General features: G+C 75.3%; 3 protein-coding genes and 1 pseudogene. All 4 read right to left on the bottom strand.

The window, feature by feature from the left end:
* A pseudogene (locus G5C65_RS32805) lies at window positions 1-466 on the bottom strand (sensor histidine kinase); the annotation flags it as partial.
* Window positions 467-476: 10 nt separating this feature from the next.
* On the bottom strand, window positions 477-1214 hold the full coding sequence (locus G5C65_RS32810) for an ABC transporter permease (protein WP_165302712.1): 738 nt from the start codon (window positions 1212-1214) through the stop codon (window positions 477-479).
* Window positions 1211-2134, bottom strand: coding sequence for an ABC transporter ATP-binding protein (locus G5C65_RS32815; protein WP_338146774.1), 924 nt, complete (start codon window positions 2132-2134; stop codon window positions 1211-1213). The genes G5C65_RS32810 and G5C65_RS32815 overlap by 4 nt, the downstream gene beginning before the upstream one ends.
* Before the next feature lie 216 nt (window positions 2135-2350).
* Window positions 2351-3991: hypothetical protein (locus tag G5C65_RS32820; protein ID WP_165302714.1), on the bottom strand; the 1641-nt coding region annotated here is incomplete at its 5' end.

Below are 3991 nucleotides of genomic sequence, written 5' to 3' on the forward strand. Positions count from 1 at the left end.
CGCCCCCGAAGTCGGTGCCGAGCACCGCGAGGGCGACCAGCGCCGCCGCCACCGCCGCCACCGCCCGGGGCGGCGCGAGCGAGGCGCCCGCCGCGACGGCCACATAGACGAAGAGCACCAGCCAGGTGTCCCCCAGGGCGAGGGACAGCACGGCGGCGAGCGCGAAGAGCGCGCCCACCAGGAGGGGCGCGGCACGGCCGGGCAGCGGGGCCGCGGTGTGCCGGAAGACGAGGACGAGGTAGCAGGCGACGAACGCGGCCAGCCCCAGGCCCGCGGCCATCGCGCCGGGCACCGAGTGGCCGCCCCCGCCCACCTCGCGTACCGGGCCGGCGAGGAAGACCATCCAGACGGCGATCATCAGCGCCTTGGCCGCCCACTGCCTGCGGGTCACCGGCGGCATCCCGATGACCGGCACGGTGCGCTGCTCGCCGGGCGCGGCCCCCTCGTCCGTCTGGCTGGTGCTCATCGTGTCGCGTTCATGCCTTCCGGGTGTCCTTGCGGTACAGCCAGGCGGCCGCGCCCGCGAAGACGACGAGGTACGCGGCCAGCAGCAGCGTGTCGCCCACGTGCGGCGCGTGGCCCACCTCGACGGCCTGGCCCAGGGCCGTGTACGCGTGCGTCGGCGTCCACTCGCCGATGTCCTGCACCCAGCCCGGCAGGCTCGACGAGGGCAGCCACAGGCCGCCCAGGAAGGCCAGCGAGAAGTAGACGAGCATGGTGATCGGGCGCACGGCGTCCCCGGTCGCAAGGTAGCCGATGGCGACGCCCAGCGCGGCGAAGACGAAGCTGCCCGCCCAGGAGCACAGCGCGATGGCGGCCCACTGCCACGCCTCCAGCCGTACGTCCTTGACCACGGCCGCGGTGAGCAGCACCAGCAGGATCGACGGCAGGCTGACCGCGGCGGCGGAGGCGATCTTCCCGGTGACATAGCCGCGTCCGGGCAGCGAGGTGAGCCGCAGCTGGCGGACCCAGCCCTGCTCACGCTCCCTGGCAATGCGCTCGCTGTTGCCCATCAGCACGGCGGTCATGGCGCCGAAGGCGGCCATCGCCACCATGTAGTACAGCGCCATGTCGATCTTGAGGCCCGGCATGGACGCGCCACCCGAGCCGCCCGCGATGAGGAGGTAGAGCACCGGCGGGTAGATCACCGAGAAGAACATGAACTTCTTGTTCCGCAGGGAGCGGGTGATCTCCAGTTTGATCAGTGTCCTCATGCCGCCACCGCCTGCTCGCCGTCGGCGCGGTGGGTGAGGGTCAGGAACGCCTGCTCAAGGCCCAGCCCCGTCACCTCCAGGCCGCGCGGGTAGAACCCCTGCCCGTACACGGCGTGCACCGTGGCGTCGGCGTCACTGGACCGCAGCCGCACGGTGCCGCCCCCCGACGCGCCCCGGGACAGCTCCAGCTCCGTGACGCCGGGCAGCCCGCGCAGCGTCTCCTCCACCGCGCCGCCGGCCTGGTCCAGGGCGAAGCTGATCCGGCGCACCCCGGCCAGCGCCTTGATGTCGGCGGCCGAGCCGTCGGCCAGCAGCCGCCCCCGGTGCAGGACGAGCACCCGGTCGGCGATCTCGTCCGCCTCCTCCAGATAGTGCGTCGCGAACAGCACCGTGCGGCCCCGCGCCGCCTCCGCGCGCATCGACGCCCAGAACGCCTGCCGGGAGCCGACGTCCATGCCGGTCGTCGGCTCGTCGAGCACGATCAGATCGCTCGCCCCCGCGGTGGCGAGCGCGAACCGGACGCGCTGCTCCTGGCCGCCGGAGAGCCGGTCCACGGCCCGGTCGGCGATCTCGGTGAGCCCGGCGCTCGCCAGCACCCGGTCCACGTCGTAGGCGCGGGGGTGCAGGTCGCAGGCGAGGGCGACCAGCTCGTGCACCCGGACGCCCTCCATGAGCCCGCCGGACTGCAGCATGGCGCCGACCCGGCCCTCGGTGACCGCCTTGCGCGGCGTGCCGCCGAACAGCCGCACCGAGCCGCCCGGGTCCGGGTTCCGCAGGCCGAGCAGCAGATCGAGCGCGGTGGACTTGCCCGCCCCGTTGGGGCCGAGCAGGGCGACGGTCTCCCCCGGGTACAGCCGGACGCTCAGGTCCGCCAGAGCCCGGACCGGGCCATAGCTCTTGCTCGCGTCCGTGAACTCCACCGCGGGGGCGGAAGCGGAAGCAGTCGTACGGGTCGCTCCGGACTGCCGCGCGGAGTCCTCCGCGGCCTGCCTGTCCGGCTGGGGGTACGGGGGTCGTCCCCCGGTAAATCGCTGCATACCAAGAGCTTCGCCGCTCCCGCGCACCGCGCGGCAGTGCCGTCCGTCGTGAGATCCCCATGACAGATGTCACGGGGATCCCCGCCGCACGGCGCCGGCTCACTGGCTCCTGGCGCCCGGCACCGTGGCCACCCGCTCGCCGGGACGCGGCGGCGCCTCCTTCTTCAGCGCCTGGACCATCGCGGCAGCGGCGTGCTGCGGGGTCATCTTCACGGTGCCCGCACCGCCGTCGACCACCACGTTGTCGAACGCCGAGCCGTAGGTCGCCTTGAGCGCCTTCGGATCGATCACCGGCTGCAGCTTGCCGCCGCCGGCCCGCATCGTGAGGAACTCGCCGATGGTCTTCTCGCTGAACGGCACCTTCACATCGCCCGCCTTCAGCCAGACCCACCCGGACATCGCGGTCCGGCCGAAGCCGTTCACCGCCGCCTTCAGCTCCTTGTCGCCGATCGTCGGCTCCCGGGTGCTCGTCGGAAGGCTCACCGGGCTGTTCTTCCCGGTGGCCGCGCGCTCGCGGTACGCCTTCTCCAGGACCTCGGCGGACTTCTCCGGGTCCACCGCCTTGTGCGGCTTGCCCTTGACCGCGACGGCCTTGCCGCCGGTGAACCGCACCATCCCGTCGGAGGCCCCCCCGCCCGAGCCGCCGCCGACCGTCGCGGAGACCCGGGAGACCGCCGACTTCATCTTCTCCCCGTCGACCTTGATCGCCGGGTCGGCCTTGCGCTCGCCGCCGAAGAGGGAGCTGATCACGGAGACGGGGTTGTAGTCGCGGCCCGCCGCCGAGCGGACGGTGGCCTCGGTGTCCAGGGTCAGCCCGGCGACGCTCGGCTTCAGCGTCGTCTCGTCGTCGCCCGCGGCGACCGTGAACGGCTTGGTCGCACGGTCCCCGAGCGCGTCGTCCAGCTTGTTGACGGCGTCGTGCCGGGTGAGGCCGCCGATGTCGACGCCGAGGACCGTGGTGCCCTTCGGCACGTCCGCGTGGTCGAGCATCAGCCCCGCGCCGTACGCGACCCCGGCGACGCCGAGGACCGCGACGCAGGCGAGCACCAGCTTGTTCCGGCCGCCGCCCTTCGCCTTGCCCTTCCCCTTGCTCTGCGCACCGGCACTCGCACCGGACCCGGGCGCCGTCGGCGGCGCCGGTGCGGGAGCGGGAGCGGGCGACGCGGGACCCGCCGGGCCCGCCGGGCCCGCCGGGCCCGCCGACGGACCGCCGGGGCCGCCCGGACCCACGCCGGGGCCCGCGCCCGGACCCGTACCGCCCGCGCCCGGAGCACCCGGGCCGCCGGGCACGCGCGGACCGCCGGGCAGGCCGCTGACGACCGGGTTGCCCGCGGCGGGCGTGTGGCCCGCGCCGTCCCCGTACAGCGCGGTGCCCGCGCCGTCCGGGGCGAACGGGGCCGGGCCCGTGCCCAGTCCGAGCGTGGAGCCGGCGGGCGGCTCGCCCTGCGGCGGGGCCGCCGGATCCGCCGGACCCGCCGGGGCAGGCGGGGCAGGGGCGCCGGGCACGCCCGGGACCGGCATATCGCCGGTCGCCGGGCCGGTTGTCGGACCGGCGGGCCCGGCGTCGGCGTCGAGGCCGCGCCCGAGCGAGGGGTCCACCAGCGGCAGGCCCTCGGGCGGGGTCTCCGGGTGCCCGCCCGGACCGGGGAACGCCGGCATCTCGCTGGTGGCCGGACCCGCGTCGAAGTCCCCCGGCGCGGACAGGTCGCCGTGGCCCGCGTCCGGCGGCGGGGTCGGGCC

It is taken from the genome of Streptomyces boncukensis (assembly GCF_011045075.1).
GTDB lineage: Bacteria > Actinomycetota > Actinomycetes > Streptomycetales > Streptomycetaceae > Streptomyces > Streptomyces boncukensis.

What these genes read in the sequence shown, in the direction of transcription:
- G5C65_RS32810 (WP_165302712.1), bottom strand. Translation starts at nt 1,214, where the DNA reads ATGAGGACACTGATCAAACTGGAGATCACCCGCTCCCTGCGGAACAAG.